Source organism: Armatimonadota bacterium (assembly GCA_039679645.1).
In the GTDB taxonomy this organism is placed as follows: Bacteria; Armatimonadota; UBA5829; order UBA5829; family UBA5829; genus UBA5829.
Window position 1 is genome coordinate 180,645 of record JBDKUO010000009.1, and the last position, 17,267, is coordinate 197,911.

General features: G+C 52.0%; 18 protein-coding genes and 1 other RNA gene. 13 read left to right on the forward strand and 6 right to left on the reverse strand.

Features of this window, described 5'->3' with window-relative positions; all coding sequences use genetic code 11:
- Window positions 1–254 precede the first annotated feature (254 nt).
- The 5 genes from ABFD83_02100 (at window position 255) to ABFD83_02120 (ending at window position 5,644) form a co-directional block, all read left to right on the forward strand.
- Window positions 255–458, forward strand: coding sequence for a hypothetical protein (locus ABFD83_02100; GenBank protein ID MEN6355858.1), 204 nt, complete (start codon window positions 255–257; stop codon window positions 456–458).
- Entirely contained in the window at window positions 455–715 is a 261-nt protein-coding gene (locus ABFD83_02105; protein MEN6355859.1) for a type II toxin-antitoxin system RelE/ParE family toxin, read from the forward strand. Before ABFD83_02100 ends, ABFD83_02105 begins: the two co-directional genes overlap by 4 nt.
- Window positions 716–887: 172 nt before the next feature.
- Complete coding sequence (locus tag ABFD83_02110) at window positions 888–2,633, forward strand: RNA polymerase sigma factor (protein MEN6355860.1); 1,746 nt, start codon at window positions 888–890, stop codon at window positions 2,631–2,633.
- 289 nt (window positions 2,634–2,922) lie between these two features.
- Complete coding sequence (locus ABFD83_02115; protein MEN6355861.1) at window positions 2,923–4,689, forward strand: RNA polymerase sigma factor; 1,767 nt, start codon at window positions 2,923–2,925, stop codon at window positions 4,687–4,689.
- 91 nt (window positions 4,690–4,780) lie between these two features.
- Window positions 4,781–5,644, forward strand: a complete 864-nt coding sequence (locus ABFD83_02120; protein MEN6355862.1) for a hypothetical protein — start codon at window positions 4,781–4,783, stop codon at window positions 5,642–5,644.
- A gap of 461 nt (window positions 5,645–6,105) precedes the next feature.
- On the opposite strand, the gene ABFD83_02125 is transcribed toward ABFD83_02120, so the two are convergent.
- From ABFD83_02125 to dusB, 3 genes are all read right to left on the reverse strand, one after another.
- Window positions 6,106–7,176: a shikimate dehydrogenase gene (locus ABFD83_02125; protein ID MEN6355863.1), complete on the reverse strand. Its 1,071-nt coding sequence runs from the start codon at window positions 7,174–7,176 to the stop codon at window positions 6,106–6,108.
- 62 nt (window positions 7,177–7,238) lie between these two features.
- Window positions 7,239–8,153, reverse strand: a complete 915-nt coding sequence (locus ABFD83_02130) for a quinate 5-dehydrogenase (protein MEN6355864.1) — start codon at window positions 8,151–8,153, stop codon at window positions 7,239–7,241.
- Window positions 8,131–9,105 carry a tRNA dihydrouridine synthase DusB gene (gene dusB, locus ABFD83_02135; GenBank protein ID MEN6355865.1) on the reverse strand — a complete coding sequence of 325 codons (975 nt, stop codon included), beginning with the start codon at window positions 9,103–9,105 and terminating at the stop codon, window positions 8,131–8,133. Before dusB ends, ABFD83_02130 begins: the two co-directional genes overlap by 23 nt.
- 374 nt (window positions 9,106–9,479) lie before the next feature.
- Here dusB and ligA point away from each other — a divergent pair, with 374 nt between their 5' ends.
- From ligA to ABFD83_02175, 8 genes are all read left to right on the forward strand, one after another.
- On the forward strand, window positions 9,480–11,549 hold the full coding sequence (ligA, locus tag ABFD83_02140) for an NAD-dependent DNA ligase LigA (protein MEN6355866.1): 2,070 nt from the start codon (window positions 9,480–9,482) through the stop codon (window positions 11,547–11,549).
- Between the two features lie 69 nt (window positions 11,550–11,618).
- Window positions 11,619–12,032 carry a VanZ family protein gene (locus tag ABFD83_02145; protein ID MEN6355867.1) on the forward strand — a complete coding sequence of 138 codons (414 nt, stop codon included), beginning with the start codon at window positions 11,619–11,621 and terminating at the stop codon, window positions 12,030–12,032.
- Window positions 11,986–12,384, forward strand: a complete 399-nt coding sequence (locus tag ABFD83_02150) for a DUF1844 domain-containing protein (protein ID MEN6355868.1) — start codon at window positions 11,986–11,988, stop codon at window positions 12,382–12,384. The genes ABFD83_02145 and ABFD83_02150 overlap by 47 nt, the downstream gene beginning before the upstream one ends.
- A gap of 75 nt (window positions 12,385–12,459) precedes the next feature.
- A non-coding RNA gene (gene ssrS / locus ABFD83_02155) (6S RNA) lies at window positions 12,460–12,648 on the forward strand.
- Window positions 12,649–12,690: 42 nt separating this feature from the next.
- The gene (locus ABFD83_02160) at window positions 12,691–12,894 is read left to right on the forward strand and encodes a hypothetical protein (protein MEN6355869.1); all 204 of its coding nucleotides are present in this window, start codon (window positions 12,691–12,693) and stop codon (window positions 12,892–12,894) included.
- A gap of 477 nt (window positions 12,895–13,371) precedes the next feature.
- Window positions 13,372–14,253, forward strand: a complete 882-nt coding sequence (locus ABFD83_02165) for an NmrA family NAD(P)-binding protein (GenBank protein ID MEN6355870.1) — start codon at window positions 13,372–13,374, stop codon at window positions 14,251–14,253.
- Window positions 14,254–14,324: 71 nt separating this feature from the next.
- On the forward strand, window positions 14,325–14,729 hold the full coding sequence (locus tag ABFD83_02170) for a ferritin family protein (protein ID MEN6355871.1): 405 nt from the start codon (window positions 14,325–14,327) through the stop codon (window positions 14,727–14,729).
- Window positions 14,730–14,794: 65 nt separating this feature from the next.
- Window positions 14,795–15,601: a family 1 encapsulin nanocompartment shell protein gene (locus ABFD83_02175; GenBank protein ID MEN6355872.1), complete on the forward strand. Its 807-nt coding sequence runs from the start codon at window positions 14,795–14,797 to the stop codon at window positions 15,599–15,601.
- 59 nt (window positions 15,602–15,660) lie between these two features.
- On the opposite strand, the gene ABFD83_02180 is transcribed toward ABFD83_02175, so the two are convergent.
- Genes ABFD83_02180 through ABFD83_02190 form a run of 3 tightly spaced genes read right to left on the reverse strand, consistent with a single transcriptional unit; the run spans window position 15,661 to window position 17,070 of the window.
- A complete protein-coding gene (locus ABFD83_02180; protein ID MEN6355873.1) occupies window positions 15,661–16,200 on the reverse strand; it encodes a GNAT family N-acetyltransferase in 540 nt (179 codons plus the stop codon).
- A complete protein-coding gene (locus tag ABFD83_02185) occupies window positions 16,197–16,607 on the reverse strand; it encodes a GNAT family N-acetyltransferase (protein MEN6355874.1) in 411 nt (136 codons plus the stop codon). Before ABFD83_02185 ends, ABFD83_02180 begins: the two co-directional genes overlap by 4 nt.
- Window positions 16,585–17,070 carry a DUF3795 domain-containing protein gene (locus ABFD83_02190; protein ID MEN6355875.1) on the reverse strand — a complete coding sequence of 162 codons (486 nt, stop codon included), beginning with the start codon at window positions 17,068–17,070 and terminating at the stop codon, window positions 16,585–16,587. Before ABFD83_02190 ends, ABFD83_02185 begins: the two co-directional genes overlap by 23 nt.
- Between the last annotated feature and the right edge of the window lie 197 nt (window positions 17,071–17,267).

Below are 17,267 nucleotides of genomic sequence, written 5' to 3' on the forward strand. Positions count from 1 at the left end.
AGGTGACGATCTCCGAATCGTCACCTTAATGCCGAATTGGGGTCTCCGAACCCCGTAACCTTTGCTGGAATAGCCGGATTCGGAGATCCGGCACTGGTTCTCGGGTAAGGATTCGGAGATCCTTACCCATCATACGAGTGACGTGTTTGAACATCGTCACAAAACGTTCATTCGTGCGTTCGCCCTGTGGGCTTTTTCTCTGTTCGAACAGTATGTGGTAAAATACGGTTACAAGCTGCAAAAGGAGTAATGGCATGAGTGCTGTTGACAAAGCCACATATATTGTGGATTCCGAAGGGCATCGGACTGCCGTAGTGCTTCCGATAGAGGCTTTTGAAGCAATAATCAGCGAGCTCGAAGATTTGCGTGATGCGCAATATGTAGATAAAGTAGAGGCATCCGCAGAAGGATTTGTTTCACTTGATGACCTCAGGCAGGTCCTCAGGAAAGCTTCGTGAACTACCGTGTCGAAGTAGAAAATCGCGCTGCGAAACAGATTCGTGATTTGCCTGTAAGTGGGCAAGAGCGAGTGATGGATGAACTCGTCAATCTGCAGGCACAGCCCAGGCCGTCCGGCTGCAAAAAGCTCAAAGGACATAATGAACCAACCTGGCGCGTTCGTGTTGGCGACTACAGAATACTATATCGCATTCACGACGAGCGGCATCTTGTTCGGGTATATGGTGTCTTGCGCAGAGATGAGGCGTACCGCTGATTACCCGACTTAACGCCATCATCTTCGATCTCCATTCCACACTTATCCCCTGGTGCGAAAAACGGTTTTCGCACATTCGCCGACATATTCTCTGCGCCTAGATCGCACAAAATACTTTGTAACATATTCCTATAACCGGTGTCATTAAGTATGAAGACGCCGGAGGTGGGTAATGCAGATTAACGATTCACAACTGATAAGCGACATTATGCGGGGTGACAAGACCGGCTACGAGTCTCTGATCGAGAAGTATAAGAAGATGGTATATGGCATCGCATGGAGCCGTTTGGGCGACAGTGATCTCTCGGAGGACGCCGCGCAGGAAACCTTTATCAAGGCCTACACATATCTCGCAACCCTTCGTGAGCCCGATAAGTTTCAGGGCTGGCTCGCCAGAATCGCGCGCAATGTCTGCACTTCGCTGAGTCGCAGAGCCAGACGCGATAATGCATTCAAGCAGAGGTGGGCACTGCTTGAGTCTGCTGAACCACAATCCGGTCACGATGAGTGCGAATCGCCTAAGGAGCATCTCTGGCAGTCATTCGCCGAACTTCCCGATGTGCACCGTGAGGCTCTCACTCTCTATTACATCGAAGGCAAAAGCACAGCCGAGACTGCCGCAGCGCTTGGTATAACCGAGCAGGCTCTGCGCACAAGGCTCCACCGGGCCAGAACCGCCCTGCGTATTCAGTTGGAGAAGAATCTTGAGGACGCGCTCGGCGATCTTCAGCCCAGGAAAAACTTCACGCATTCGGTGCTCGTTCTGCTTCCGCTTTCGCCGACAGGCGCAATCAGCAGTGGTGGTGCGCTTGCCGTGTTCGGCAAACTGTTAGCCGGCCTCTCATTCGCATTGTGGATTGCAGCGGTTCAGATATTTGCGTTGTTAACGATGTTTTCCAAGCTGGACGAGGCCAGCCTTGAGGACAAACCTGAGAATCGGTCAATCAAAGCGTTTATCAGACGCGGCTACATGAAATTAGCGGTCATGATGTTCGTAACTTTCGTGGTTTACTGGCTGTTGGCGCAGCACTTCGGTTCAAGCATTCTGCTCCAGATATCCTGCATCTGTTGCGTCTATATGATCTGGAAGGTATTCAAGCTTCTTCGAGTAAACACGAGCACAGCGGCAATTGGATACGCGCTTGCGATCGCGATCTTCTTCATTGCCACTGTCGCTGGGGCTTTCTTCCAGGCGGTCTGGCTGTATTTCATAGCGATGCTGTTGATGACTGTAATAATGTACTTCGCCAAGCAGAAAATGCCCCAAAGAGTCGGCTTCAATCTGTTCACGGGCAGCGCATTGGGCATCTTCGGGGACTTCGAGGATGATCAATCGCTGGAGTGCAGGCTGACCAGGATGGAACTGCTCTCGTTTGCGAAGTTTCTGGGTGGACTCTGGCTGGTGCAGGACTATAAATGGCGTGCCGACGGAATTACACTCTTCGCCGGTGGTTCCAAGGCAGCAATCACCTGGGACGGCGCTTGCACCGCGATGATGAGCGCCAAAGATCTGAAGGTCGCCCGGCAACTGCTCGGTCGCAGCGTTGAAGCAGCGGAACTGCAAGATGATGCGTGTCGAGCGGTTCGATTTGCATTGAACTGCTTCCTCCGAGGCGATTTGGAGGCCGCGCGCGAAGTTCTTTCTCATGAAATACCATCGGCCCAGAACCTAACCGCCGCCAGACACAACCGCGTCAAGTCCCTTGTATGTGTCTGGCTTATGGTAGTAACTATCGTGATGTTGCTCGTGATAACGCTCGTGTCGCGGCTTGTTGAAACATCTGAGAAAGTGAAAGAACTATATCACGTGGCGGGCGCGTACTACTTTCTGCTCGTGCCGGCGGTAGGCTTCATAGTGGCGATACTTGCGGTGGCGATCACCTTGCGCAGAACCCGCCGCCAGAACCGCTTGTTATGATAGTAAACTCGACAAAGGGAGTAAGCTGCATTGCAATATAACGGCGTCATCTTCGATTTCCCCGGCACACTGATCCCCTGGTGCGAAAAATGGCTTCGCATATTGCTCTTAAATGTTGCTTAAGTTGTTTCGGTTGCGAAGCGGCCGAATCCGCCATCGAAGATGAAGAGTCTTCCAGACTCGGCTTCGGCCCCGCCGCTTCGCTCTGGAACCGAAGCAACGAACGAAATATTCAGTAACCTTTTCATATGACCGGTGTCATTAAGTATGAAGACGCCGGAGGTGGGTAATGCAGATTAACGATTCACAACTGATAAGCGACATTATGCGGGGCGACAAGACCGGCTATGCGTCTCTGATCGAGAAGTATAAGAAGATGGTCTACGGCATCGCATGGAGCCGTTTGGGTGATGTCGATCTCTCAGAGGACGCCGCGCAGGAAACCTTTATCAAGGCCTACACATATCTCGCAACCCTTCGCGAGCCCGATAAGTTTCAGGGCTGGCTCGCCAGGATCGCCCGCAATGTCAGCAACTCTCTGAGCCGCAAAACCAGGCGCGAGGATGCGTTCAAACAGCGATGGGCAGTCCTCGAATCCGCGGAGCCGCAGCAATGCCGCGACGAGAGCGAATCGCTGACGAAGCAGCTCTGGCAGTCCTTTGCCGAACTGCCTGATATTCATCGTGAAGCGCTCACTCTCTTTTACATCGAAGGTAAAAGCATTTCCGAGACCGCCGCAGCGCTCGGAATAACCGAGCAGGCTCTGCGCACCAGGCTCCACCGCGCTCGTCTTGCTTTGCGTATTCAGTTGGAGCAGAAACTCGAAGAAACGCTGGATAATCTGCAGCCGAGTAAAGATTTCACGCGTTCAGTGCTCGTTCTGCTTCCGCTTTCGCCGACAGGCGCAATCGGCAGTGGCGGAGCGCTTACTGTTATCTTCGGCAAGCTGTTTGCCTCGCTCTCGTTTGTAATGTGGATGGCAGCAGCTCAGGCACTTGCGATGTTAGGCCTATTTACGATGTATTCCAAGCTGGACGAGGCCTGCCTTGAAGACAAACCGGAGAAACGGCCAATCAAAGCGTCTATCAGGCGCGGCTACATAAAAGGTGTGGCCTGGATGTTCATAGTTTTCGTGGTCTGGGGGCTGTTGATTTCACACCGCCAAGAAAACGCCATGTACGCAATGACCCAGGTCGTCAGTCTGCTGTGGGCTTATATGACCTGGCGAGCATTCAAACCTCTTCGAGTAAACACGAGCACAGCGGTGATCGGAGGGGCGCTCGGAATTGCGATTATCTTCATTTCCATTGTCGCGTTTGCTTTCTTCCATGCATCGCCCTACCTGTTTTTTATAGCGGGGCTGTTGAGCAATATAATAGCCTACTTCACCAACCAGGCAACCCCCCTAAGAGTTGGCTACAATCTGTTCACGGGCAGCGCGATGGGCATCTTCGGGGACTTCGAGGATGATCAATCGCTGGGACGCAGGCTGACCAGGACGGAACTGCTATCGTTTGCGAAGTTTCTGGGCGGACTCTGGCTGGTGGTGGACTACAAATGGCGCGCCGACGGAATCACACTCTTCGCCGGCGGTTCCCGAGTCACAATCACCTGGGACGGCGCTTGCACCGCGACAATGACCGCCAAAGAGCTGAAGGTCACCCGGCAACTATCCGTTGGTCGCAGCTTTGAAGCAGTGGAACTGCAAGACAATGCGTGTCGAGTGGTCCGATATGCATTGAACTGCTTCCTCCGAGGCGATTCGGAGGCCGCGCGCAAAGTTTTCATTCCTGACGAAACACCATCGGTTCAGAGCATAACCACCGCCAGACACAACCGCGTCAAGTCGCTTGTAGGAGTCTGGCTTATGACGGTGACTCTCGCGATGTTTCTCGTGATGCCATTTTTTGAGCCATCTGAGAAACAGAAGGAACTTCATCACTTTGGGGTGGGCACGTACTGCATTATGATCATGCCGGCGGTGGGCTTCTTGGTAGCGATACTTGCGATAGCGATCACCTTGCGCAGAACCCGCCGCCAGGATAGTTCATCATAATAAAAAGGAACATGTGTGGCCGCGGCGAATCATTTCCCATGCGGCAAGCGGCCGTGCTTAGTTAAGTGTGGGGATAAATGGGAGGATAGTTATGAAACGTGTAATTCCAATTGTAATTGTTATCGCTATTGCAGTCGGGTTGTATTTTGTAATTTCGGGAAACAGGGCAAATGGACTGAACTTTGAGTATAAATTCAAGCCTGGCCAGGTCGACAAATATAAGACCACAATGGATATGACCATGACTATGCCCGGCATGCCAAGCAAGCTGACCGGCGGATCTTCGGCCATGACTGTGGACACCAGCTGCATTACAACCCAAAAAGTTCTGAATGTAAAGTGGAATGGATCGGCCAATGTTGAGGTTGCGCTCAGCAATTTTCAGATGACGGCGCCGGGTATGCCTGCCGGTATGATACCGTCTATGCCGGATCAAAAATATACTATGACGATGTCTAAGGATGGTGAATTTGGAAACGTCAATATTACGAGCGGAGCACAGCAGCAGAACGGTATGGATATGAAAAGTCTTTTTAATCAGATGAGCTCTTACCATATGCCGGGGAAGCGGCTGAAACTGGGCGACAGTTATGAGACTACAGTCCCAATGCCGTTTGGCGGCGATATGAGAGTTGTCTCCAGGCTCGCAGCATTAAATGTCCCGATTGCCGGGACCACCGCCGCAAAAATAATTCAGAAGTACGCAGGTCACTGCAATTTAAGCGAGATGGCGAAGAAACTCAAAAAAGGAAGCTCTCAAGCTCAAGGTTTTATGTCCAAAGGCACTATGGATATCGATGGACATGGGGTAATTTACTTTTCGATCACTGAAGGTAAGCTGATAGAAACTCATACTGCCTCAACTGTAACAATAAAGACCGATATGCCTGGAGCTGCTGCGGGCACGGGTGAGATGAAAATGGATATGAAGATGAGCATGGTGAAGATGAAGTAGATATTGCGTGATATCGGGCGTTGGTTGCTTCGGTTGCGAAGCGGCCGAAGCCGCCATCGAAGATGACGAGTCTTTCGTTGCTTCGGCACCAGGTAGTTTCCAGATAGTCATCAATATTATCCAGCCTCGGTGCCGGAGCCGACATACATGCCAACATGCCGTATGATTGCTTGTATGGTTCGACGGTTTCGGCAGCGGGCTTTGTTATCATTGAGAGCTTGACTGTATTTAGCTGCTGCCGAAACAACTAATTGTCTTCATACTACTTTCTTCTTTTTTTGCCTATAGCAGCTTTTGAAAGCAACCGTCATTACATATTTTTTATGATAACCATTACTGCATAAGACGGCTCACTTAGTTCGGCACCAGGTAGTCTCCAGATATTCGTCAATATCGCCGGAGCAGCCGGGCATGCCAGCCTATCGCATGATCATTTGATCGTGCGCGAAGTAGAATTCGGCCTATCGCTTCACATTCTTCTTGATCTGCTCAATCTGCTCATCGGTCACGGCCTTCTCAAAGCTCCTGAAACCAGCTAATTTGAATCCATGTTTCTTCGCAATCCGGCTGATCTGCTCGACCTGCTCCACAGAGACCTCCTTGCCCAAGGTGAAGTTCTCGTAGCGGCCGTCAAGCGCGAGCATCATGGTCTCTGACATGCACGCGTAGGCTGTCTTTGGAGGAAAGCCGAAGTTGAAGCCGAAGTCCACATCCCCGGGTGGCTCGATAACGCCGCCTTCTATCACCAGGACGTCGTTGCGCTCCTTTTGGACTTTGACAGAGACATCTCTCGGACGGGCAACATCGCAGACTACTGCCCCACTCTTAATAAAATGCGGCTCTATGATCGAATCGACTGCGCTGGAGACTGTGACCACTATATCCGCATCTTTTATGCCATCCTCGATATCGGTTGTCGCGCTTACTTTACCATTCGCTTCGGATGACATTTCATCGGCAAGGACTTCCAGACGGTCCTTTGCGCGTCCCACGAGAGTTGTCGACGCTGCGGTTCGTGAGAGTATGCGCGCACAGGTCTTGCCTATCGAGCCTGTAGCCCCGACCACCGCTACATGCGCCTCGGCAGGGTCAATACCCATCAACTCCGCGCCCTTAAGTGAGCCCTCTATGGCTGTTGCGATGGTGTAGCTGTTGCCCGTCGTGACGGCTATATTGGAGTGTTTGGCGACCGTTATACCGCCGTCGCCGACCACTGATGTAAACGCGCCCAGGCCGACGATCTTTGCGCCGTGATCCTCCGCAAGCTTCACCGTGGCAATAATCTTCCTCCAAACCTCTGCAATCGGGAGTTCGAGCATCAGCTTGGGCGAGAGCGGGCAGCCGACAAACCAGCCTTCCGCCTCGACCCCGGTGATCGATTTGACCCCGGTGATGTGCGATACATCCATCGGACTCTTATATCTCAATGCGAACTCGATCCAGCTCTCGGGAAGCATTTCCACAAATGGATACTTGCGCGCGATGTCCCGTTTAGCCGATATCGGATGCATTACAAATGCGAATTTCTCCAATGTTCTCCGTCCTTACGTCACAATGTCATAACGTCACAACGTCATAACGTCCTGTATTATTCTTAAGTCAGTTGGGTTATGGTAGGCTTCCAGTTCATTTGTTCAAGCAGCCGAGAATAGTCCTCTACGCTCGTCTCCTCAGGGCGCTTGCCCAGCAGAGTAATCAGAACGCCTTCAAGCACATTTGTCCCGAAGTTGCGACCGGAAAGCTCAGGTGTGGCCGTGGCAATAAGATGGACCTCATGGTCTTTGAGCATCTCGACATCCTGCTCGGTCAGTGTGTTGGTTATGATAACTTTTCCCTTAAGCAGACCGGACTCGATGGTGGGCATGGTCCGCCTGAGAAAATGCCAGTCACCCGCGACTACATCCGCCCAGTCATAATACTTTTGATATTTCGGGACCGTGATCTCCTGCTTCTTGCCGGTGGGATAGATCCACTCAAACGGCAGAATGCAGACAATCGGCAGCAGAGCCTGTGCGGCTGCACGAATAGCCCCGTAGGAGCGCATCGGTATCGGGATATTGCAGGCGAACATCAGATCACCGTAGACCACACTCTTGGACAACTTGGCGATAGTCTGGGCCATGCCGAACCTGTCCACTGCGCTGGTAACCAGGACATTGCTCTTGCCGAAGTCCACGAGACTATTATCCTGCAGATACTCTATAGTCCTGCGTTCGAGTGTGTTCTTAACCCCGCTGCCGTCGACAACCGGGGTCTTTACGGCATTTTTCGCCAGCCTATCGGCATCACGGATGGTATAGCGGCGTTTATCTGTCCAGAGATACCTGTCGATCCCGCCCAGGCCGATCGCATCCACATTGCCGTCCAGTTCTCTTACAAGCTGGGCAAACCGAGCCATGTCGCCGTCGGTGCCGATGCGCGACACTTCAAACTCCTCGCCTAGTATCTCTACCTGCGAGGTCTTATCCCGCGTCGAGGAACCAAGGCTAACACTTACTACACGCTTCATCAAGTACCTCTAATATCTCTTCAACCGATCTGGTCGTCATAAGCCTATTACGCAGCGCAGGCGCGCCGGGCATACCTTTCAGATAAAATACTAAGTGGCCGCGCATCTCTTTTGCTGCACGGGCTTCGCCCAGCACCATTCGCAGCAGGGCAGCATGCTCTCTGGCTCCCTGAAGCCGCTGCATAATATCCGGCTCGGCAGGCAGTTCTCCCGTCCTCAGATAATGAGCAGTTCTGCCGAATATCCAGGGATCGCCCAGTGCGGCCCGGCCAATCATGACACCTGCGCAGCCGGTCTGCTCGAACATTCTGGCGGCATCTATCGGGTTTTTAATATCGCCGTTAGCAATCACCGGGATATCCACACACTTAACTACCTCGGCTATTATATCCCAATCCGCCTTCCCTGAATACCCCTGGACTGCTGTTCTCGCGTGGACTGATATTGCATCGATCCCGGCATCCTGCGCAGCCTGGGCAAGCTCGAAGACAGTAATATCGTCGGAATTCCATCCTATACGGGTCTTTATTGTCAGAGCGCCATCAATAGACTCACGCGCAGCAGCCAGAATCTCACGGGCAAGACCCATGTCTTTCAAGAGCACTGCGCCCGACCCGCTTTTGGCGACCTTGGGTACCGGGCAGCCGAAGTTAACATCCACTACATCCACGCCGTAATCACGCATGGCCTTGACGCCTATGGCGACAGTGTGAGGATCGCCGCCAAAGACCTGTGCGGAGACTGGACGCTCCTCATCGGTCCAATCGAGCATGCTAGCCGTCCTGGGATCGTGAAATTTAATTGCGTATGCGCTAAACATCTCGGTGCAGACCAGCCCCGCACCACCATTGCGTTTGCACATAACTCTGAATGCGTGGTTGGTCACCCCCGCCATAGGCGCAAGGACAAGAGGCGGATCGACCATGACATCACGAATTTTGAAGGGGTTCAATACACATTTCTCCGAATCCATCCGGGTAGGATATAAACACATAGCTGCAAGCGGACAGAACCCTCCGGGTAGGATACCTGAAGGGATAGGACCATTAATAGTATTGCGCTTAGGCTGCGAAAGTTCCTTTGTGGCGCTTTGACAATAATCGCGCGCATGATAACATGTGTATGCAACAGAAGCATACAAGCACAGAACATTGTTCAGTAGGGTCGAAGCATTTGCCCTTTTACACATTTTTTAGTTAATTCTAATCGCAAATGCTTCGACCGAGAATGTGTAGGTAGCGGATGAATCATTTGCGGCGATGATTATAAAGCCCGGCAAAACTCGATGAGCAAATGCTTCATCCCTACGGCTTAATGGGAGATAAAATGAGCGCAGGCAGCCTCCACATTCCGGATGAGGTCGCAAAGCAAATAGAGGACATACGCAAACGCCTTAATCGGGCGAACTTCCTTTACTATGTAAAGGACCAGCCCGATATATCGGATGCGGAGTATGACTCTCTCATGCGCCGTCTCCAGGAGATCGAGAGCCGGTATCCCGATGCAGTTACGCCGGACTCGCCGACCCAGAGAGTCGGCGCTGTGCCCCAAACTGAGTTCGCGCCATATCAGCATTCGATCCCTATGCTCAGCCTCGCGAATGCATTTAGCGAGGATGAATTGAGGGCATTTGATGAGCGGTGCAAGCGGTTTTTAGGCATCGACCGTGAGGAGCCTATCGAGTATGTGTGCGAACTTAAATTCGATGGTCTTGCCTGCTCCCTAACTTATCAGAATGGAATTCTTGTTGCAGGGGCGACTCGTGGAAACGGCTTTCAGGGAGAGAATATCACCGAGAACCTGCGCACGATCAAAGCCATACCGCTTAATATGCACCATTCAAAACGTGAGTCTCCCGATGCAAAGAATATCCCGCCACTAGTTGAGGTCAGGGGCGAGGTGATACTCGAACATCAGGAGTTTCGTCGGATCAACGAGGAGCGCGAAACCAGCGGCGAACCGACTTTCGCCAACCCTAGAAATGCGGCAGCGGGATCGGTCCGCCAACTCGATTCACAAATCACCGCGAGGCGCAACCTCACTATGTTTTGCTACGGCGTAGGAGCGTATGAGGAGATAGATTTCACGACTCACTACGAGATACTCTGCGCGCTCGGCGACTGGGGATTCAAGGTCAACCCAAATATAAAGGTCGCCGGGAACATCGAAGAAGTTATTGCGTATATGAGTGAGTGGGCAACCAAGAAAGAGGACCTGCCTTATGATATAGACGGCATGGTCGTCAAGGTCAACTCTCTGGACATGCAGACCAGGCTCGGCAGCGTCTCGCGAAGCCCACGCTGGGCTATTGCCTACAAATACCCGGCTCACCAGGCGACAACCGTCATCAAAGACATAATCGTCCAGGTCGGCAGGACGGGCGCGCTTACGCCGGTCGCGGTTATGGAGCCTACGGAGGTGAGCGGGGTCACCGTATCGCGCGCCACTCTCCACAATGAGGACGAGGTCAAACGCAAAGATGTCAGGGTCGGCGACACTGTAGTGATCCAGCGCGCAGGCGAGGTTATCCCGGAGGTTGTGGAGGTTGTAAAAGAGAAGCGGGCAGGCAGCCCCGAAGAGTTCAGCATGCCCAAGACCTGCCCGGTTTGCGGGGCAGATGTAGAGAGAGCCGAGGGCGAGGCCGTGGCCAGATGCGTGGGGATAGCGTGCCCCGCGCAGATAAGGGGCAGGATGATCCATTTTACATCCCGCACGGCGATGGATATAGACGGTGTCGGCCCGGCCTTGATCGACCAGCTTATTGACAAAGGTCTCATTCACGATCCGGCTGATCTTTATTACCTGACTGTTGACCAGATACTTCCGCTTGAGAGGATGGCTCAAAAGTCGGCAGAAAATGCAATAAACGCTATTGAGACTAGCAAGAAAGCAAATCTGTCGAGGCTGATATATGCTCTGGGTATACGGCATGTCGGCGAGAGAACGGCCGCATCACTTGCCCAGCAGTTCGGCAGCATCGATGCCGTTCGCAATGCGTCCGAAGAAGAACTCGCTCAGGTAACCGACATCGGGCCTGTTGTAGCTAAGAGCGTTGCTACATTCTTTGATCAGGAAGAGACGGCTGAGGTCCTGCGGAAGCTCAAGGAGGCCGGAATCGACCCGACAGAAGAAATGCGCGCACAGGCCGAGGGCTTTGCAGGAAAGACAATAGTATTTACAGGAGCGCTTGAAAAATTAACGCGAGACAAGGCACAGGATTTGGTCTCCAAGCTGGGCGCGAAACCGTCGTCGTCCGTATCTAAAAACACTGACCTGGTAGTGGCGGGTGAGAGCGCCGGATCAAAGCTCGATAAAGCAATCTCACTTGGCGTAAAAGTAGTGTCGGAAGATGAGTTTCTAGAGATGGTGGAGCAGACCGGCATAGACATTGATTGAACCCTACCACTCGTATATTTGATCGTCCGGGGGATTCCTGCCCCGGATGCAACTTGGGAAGAGCATTGAATGAAAGGCAAAATTTACCGCTGGGGGCCGGTGGCCCTTTGGATGGGACTGATATTTTTTCTGTCGTCCCAGTCCAAACTGCCTGCGATACCCGGATTAGATAAGATTGATTACTCGGACAAGATTGAGCATGCGGTTGCCTATGGAGTGCTCGGCTTTCTTACATGGCGGGCATTGAGCATAACAGCGCTGAAGTGGCAGCAGATTATTATCACAATAGGTATTGCCGCGATCTATGGCCTGTCGGACGAAACACACCAACTGTTTGTCCCCGGCCGCACGTTCGATCTGCTGGACCTGGGAGCAGACACGCTTGGAGCGGCCATAGCGGTTATTGCACTTACTATACACATGGGAGGCGATAAATATGGAGGAAGAACCGATAGTAACGGACAAGAGAAGAGTCAACCCTGACGGCACTTTGAAAGAAGAAGCTGCCGAACCGAAAACCGAAGAAAAAGTTGACCAGACTCAGGAACCGTCTGCCGATAAAGATGAGCAGGCCGGCATGCCGCCGCCAAACGTATATGCGACCATGGAATTTATGGTCAGTATGCTTGCAGAGCAGGCATGGATGATGATGGGCCTAAGGCTTGCACCCGGGCAAAAAGAAATAGTTAAGGACCTGGCTCAGGCCAAGGTCGCCATCGATACGGTCGTGTTTGTGGTCGACAAGCTCCAGCCTCACATAGAGGAGCAGGACCGCATAGCGCTGCGCTCTCTGATAAGCGACTTGCAGCTCAACTTTGTGCGGCAGAATCAGTAGAATCAACCTCAATTCCGGTTGTAAAGGGTGCCATGGTGTGGTAAGATACACATGGCAATACAATATGGGTAATTCAAAGCCCTGCGGTGTACGTGATTAGTCGAGGAAGTTTTGAGCCGACACTCAAAATTGTAGGAGTCTTTACTTGCCGGTCCAAAGTGGCAGTCCCGAGCAATCGGGAAATCGCGAAGGACGGCAGGAGACCCCGCCCTGGTTCGCTAGGGTTCAAAAACTCGGTAGGCACACGGCACATGTGGGGCTTTTATATTAAAGCACCCGGGAGGAGTATGTCGCGAGGGGGTGTCAATGGTGACACAAAGCGAGTTCTCGGGAGCGATAGTGAGGATGAAGACTCGGGACGAGTATGACGGCATGCTCGGAAAGGTCTGCGGTGCGGAAGACGGAGGTAACATGCTTGTGGTCAAGCACAGGCCGATAACATTTCCTCACCGCCGCGATACGACTCTACACTGTTTCAGGAGAGATGAAATAGAGATACTGAAAGCATAAGTTGCCAATGACGGCACTGAAGATAATAAAAGGCGCTTCGCATAAACTGCGAAGCGCCTTTTACGCATGTTATGGCAATTAGGAAACAGTTCAGAGCTAACGCGTACGATCTCTGTTGGGGCAGATGTGCAATCTGGCCCCTTTGGGGCAATCTCGGGATCTGTGACCCCGTTAACCGCTAAGCCTGCATATAAGCGTTAGGTAGTGGCATCAGAGATGCCATTTGGCCCTTTTCGGCGCAGGTTTTAAATCTGCCCGAACAAAGTGGAGACATGCGTTCGCCCTGGGAAACAGTTAATCATGGTTTGATAAAGCGCCTTCCATGGGAAACAACTCAGCTAGGTAGGCAAATTGCTATCATACCGACAGATTAAGAATCAAAGTATGAGCCTGTCGGTTCGCTGCTGAGAATGAAAAAAGTGGAATCTGGACTCTCTTCTCTCCACTCTCAGCTATTTTTTGGAGGAGGCTGTTGCCATGATAAGTGTATTCGGATCGACGGGTAATGTCGGCGGCAGGGTCGCCGCTATGCTGCTTGAATCCGGTATCGCCGTGAGGGCAATGGTGCGCTCGCCGCAAAAGGCCGAGGTGCTCAAAAACCGCGGAGCCGAGATTGTCGAGGGAAACATGCTCAATGTAGAGGATGTAAAAGAAGCCCTGGACCGCTGCGACGGCGCATTTCTGATGACCCCTATAAACATCGCAAGCGATAACTATATCGAAGAAGAGATCACTATCGGCAGAAACTATGGCCATGCACTGGAAGACTCGACTATAGACCATGTAGTGCATATGTCCGTGGTCGGTGCGCACGCAAAGACCGGAATCGCCCAATTTGAATCAAAAGCGATAATAGAGGACGCCATATTTGCCTCCGGCGTCGATTGCACGTTCCTGCGCCCTGCGTTCTTTATGGACAACCTGTATAAGCAGATGGATATGATACGCAGCCAGGGCATCATATCTACCCTGCTGGCTCCTGATGTGCCCATCCCGATGGTGTCGACCGAGGACATCGCGTATGCAGTAGTCAAATCGCTGATGCGCGGAGCAAAAGGCGAAAAAGAAGAATACGATATTCTCGGCGGCAGGGATTACACAATGGACGAGGTCGCCGATATAGTCTCGGACGCCGTCGGCAAAAACGTGCGATACGTTCAGATGAATGAAGACCAGGCGCACAAGTTCTTTGGGCAGACAGGCATGCACCCTGTGGTCGTTGAGGACTTTATCAAAATGTTCAAGCTTATGCCGGAAGTGCCGGTCGAGGCCGACCGCATGCGCGTATATGAAGAGTTTAACTTCGAACCGACCAGCCTGGAGTCGATGATGAGCACCATCGCGGGCGCGCTGGTTTGATCGATTCTTGTGTTTGACTGAATTTGGAGTTGGGTAGATTGTAGCTGATCATTATAAATTGGAGGTGCCCAATGCCCAGTTTTGCAAATCCGTTCTATGGAAACGTGCCGGCTAAAAAGATGACGGTCAGCGAGTTGATCAGAGCGCTCAGACTCGATATAGCATCGGAAGAGGAGGCTACTGCTCTTTACGAAGCTCATGCGGATGCTACAGATAACCCTCTGGCTAAAAAGGTCTTTCTGGATATAGCAAATGAAGAACGTGTACACGTCGGCGAGTTCACTGAACTTATAAACATTCTCACTCAATATGAGGAAGACGCCTGGCTCGCTAACGGCGCAGCCGAGGTGAAAGAGATGGCTGAGGAAGTGACGAGAGGTGACCTTGAACCGGCTTCGCCTGCTGAAAAGGCTGAGCATGAGGACGGCGTTGAGACTGAGAAAGATGAACTAACGATAGGATCACTTAAATTGTAGACGAGTAAAATTAGCCTAAATCCGATTAATGGGACGTATGCGGTTTTATACGAAAGGACAGAGAAATGGCGAACAAGTACCTTGGGCGTGATGATTTTTCGGGATCGGAAGAAGTCTGGGCCAGGCTGGACGAGATAGTAATTTCCTCCGCAAAAAGTCAACTATCCGCAAGGAGATTGCTTGATATAGAAGGACCTTATGGACTTGCTCTGAAAAGCGTTCCACTGCCGGACAGGATTGTCAAAGAAGCTGATCCTAAGGTAATGGCTGGAGGCGTGCTCAGTGTGCCTCTGATCGAGACAACGTTCTCGCTCGGAGCGCGCGACCTGGCAGCATTCGAGTCCGGCGGATTTTCACTGGACACTGAAGCTGTCGCCACAGCCGCCATAAATATGGCGTCGGCAGAGGATGCGTTGATATTCGAAGGCAGCAAGGAGCTTGGAATAGAAGGGCTGCTCAACGCAAAAGGAGTCCAGTCGGTCAAGCTCGGCAATTGGGACGAAGTCGGCGCAGCGGCTAATGATATCATCAAAGCTATCAACGCTCTGGATACGGCGGGCTTTCATGGGCCATATCTGCTGGCTCTTTCGCCTGATCTGCACAATCTGTTATACAGGCTCTATCCGCAGGGCTATCAGGTCGAAATGCAGCATGTGGAGAGTATTGTCGGAAGCAGCGTCATCAAGGCTCCGGGGATCAAAAACGGAGGAGCGCTGCTGGCTGCTGGCAAGCAGTTTGCTTCAATAATAATCGGTCAGGATATGACGGCCGGCTTTGTGGGGCCGGAGGACGGCAGGTTTGTGTTCAGTATATCCGAGAGTCTGACGCCGTATATACGAGTGCCCGCATCCGTGTGCGTGCTGAAGGCGTAATCAGACTCCGATGGCCGGAGATGCGATAAGGAGTGCTCGGACATCGAGTTCGGGCACTTCTACTTATCTGCTCTCAGCTCAAAAAGCAGCAGTTCGACGCCATAGTATTTGTCTGTCGTTCCCCTGGGCTGCATGCCGATCCTTTGGGTCACACGGACCGAGCGTTCGTTAGCCGGCCTGACTACGGCGTATATAACATCTTGGCCTAGGATTTCGAGGGCATAGCGCGCGGCGCGCGTTCCCGCCTCAGTGGCAAAACCCCTGCCCCAGTGTTCTCGTCCCAAATGCCAGCCGACCTCCATATCGGTTGTAGGGACACGGTCCGCATCCGGTAGCCACTTCACAATGACACTGCCGACAACTACACCGGTCCCCTTCTCTTCAAGCGCCCAGGAGCCGGTGCCGTCGTTGAATTGACTATACTCAGCGCACTTCTTTAGCAGCGCATCTCTCTGCTCATCCACATTAGCCGGGATATCTTTTGGAGCGCGTATGAAATGTGTTACCTCGGGGTGGGAATAGATGCGGAAGGCCTGCTCGGCATCTTTATTAGGCTCCCAATAACGGGCTATCAGCCTCTGGGTTTCAAAGATAATCACAGCGAATGTCCAAAATATGCCTGGCTGTATCTTTTGTAGCCGAGCTTCTTGAGCAATCCCTGCATCGACTCATTTTCAAGTGAAGAAACCAAACAGGCGCCATCCGCACCAAGCTCTTTGAGCCTGCTGTGAATTCGAGTAAACAACTCTGAAGCAATTCCCTGGCCTTGATAATCTTTATGAACGGCAACCCTGTATATCCAAGCCCACCATCCATCGAATCCGCCGATAATCGTGCCGACGATATGCCCTTCAACCTCGGCCACTATTACCAACTCCGGATCCATCTCTATCTTTTTCGGCAAGTTAGCCTCATAATTCTGCAGTGACCAAAACTGCCGCCACAAATCAAGCATACCCGGACAATCATCGGCTGTTGCGCTTCTATAGGTTATCTGTTTTGTCATGGCTATCCCACCAATAGTGTATTCCGCGCTTATCCAGCCAGTTTTCTATACCGTGCTCGCGTATCATGCGCAGGTTCGACTCAAGGCCGGGGTGAAAACCCTTGCACGAGCGCATGAGGTCGCAGTTATCGACCTCATCACACTCCCAGCAGCCGGCAAAATCATGACCGATGGCACATCGTCTTATCGAGCAATCACGTGCGCATCCGAGTTCGGATACCGGGCCTTCATAACATGAGCCTGAGCATTCGATTCGAGGTATCGCATCCAACACTTTTCGAAATGCCGGATAGCCATTGAATATCGGCTCTCGGCGCGACTTATGGGCGGCATACTCCTCGAAGCCGACTTCATCCAACACCCCGGCAAGCTCTTTTACAAGTTCGAGGAGCCGGTGATTATTGGGGATGCAGTCCAGGCAGCAAAGACCACAGTATGCGGTTACTTTTCGTGCGTCAGACATGACATCCTCTGATCAATAATTTTGACTGGCTAAAATTCATCTCTGACAGTTTTGCCGGAAAGATTCCGGCGTATTTTGGTCCGGGGAAAGATTCCCCGGACCATCAAAAATCAAAATTCGGAAATCGCTACCGAGGTTCAAAAAGCAGATTCCTCGTCGTTCCTCCTCGGAATGACAGTGATTGAACACTCCCAGGA